The 870-nt window shown below is 40.6% G+C and carries 1 protein-coding gene; it reads right to left on the bottom strand.

Annotated features, from left to right (window positions below):
* Nucleotides 1-777, bottom strand: a 777-nt coding sequence (locus tag M3P05_RS20495) for a hypothetical protein (protein WP_249701994.1), incomplete at its 3' end; no start/stop codon positions are given.
* Between the last annotated feature and the right edge of the window lie 93 nt (nt 778-870).

The following is an 870-nucleotide window of genomic DNA, read 5'->3' on the forward strand; positions in this document are numbered from 1 at the left end:
TGTGTTGTTGCTATTTCTCTCGACATATCGCTGCGTGAACTCTAGGAGATCATCGTAATACTCTGGATCTAAATCAAGGATTAAATATGCAGTTGTGAAATCTTGCAAGCTCAAAGTTCTTTTTTTGAATTTCTCTTCGCCACGCGCGAACTTAAATGAAGTATTTACCAGAGCTTGCAGTTCACCCAAACTGAACATGTAAGAAACTAAGTTGTCTGATGATAAGTAAGCAGCACTATTGATACCAAACTCGTCAATTAGTTCTGATACCCTTGAATGGTGAACCTGTAGTTTTGTTAATATGCTAGCAAGATGTTCTCCTACATCTGAGTCTGCTGTTTGTATGCAACGACTAAAGATTTCTTTGTAATCTTCAGGAAGTACGAGTTCTTTATTTTCAAGTGGCGTTGTGAAAGCCCTACCTTTAACTTTTGGCCAGGCTTCTTTAACAATTAATGAAGAATTCTTAAAGTACCCTGTAAGTTGACTTAGTGCATGAGATAAAAAAGCCCTACTTGCGATGAAGTCACGCTGTCTCTGTTTGTAGTTATTGTAACGGGAAATATTAAAGGCAATTGTGCTCGATAAGAATGCTAGCATCCCCACATTAAGTGCTTGCCAGTTATGCCAAACAGAATGCACATGGCTCCAACTCCATGAGCTGGAAGCCCATGGGTAAATAAACATAGAAAAGATATAAGCTAAGAAGGCTGGTATTGCGGTGTAGTTTAAAACCTTTACAAAGGTATCAGGTTTCAATACTCCAAAATGTCTCAATGTTTACTCCGATGTTTGATAAAACACATAACGCCTGCTTCAGCCGCGCGCCGAAGGCGCGTCGGGTGGAGGGGCGAAGCCCCGGAACGAACT

This window comes from Parendozoicomonas callyspongiae, from assembly GCF_023502345.1.
In the GTDB taxonomy this organism is placed as follows: domain Bacteria; phylum Pseudomonadota; class Gammaproteobacteria; order Pseudomonadales; family Endozoicomonadaceae; genus Sansalvadorimonas; species Sansalvadorimonas callyspongiae.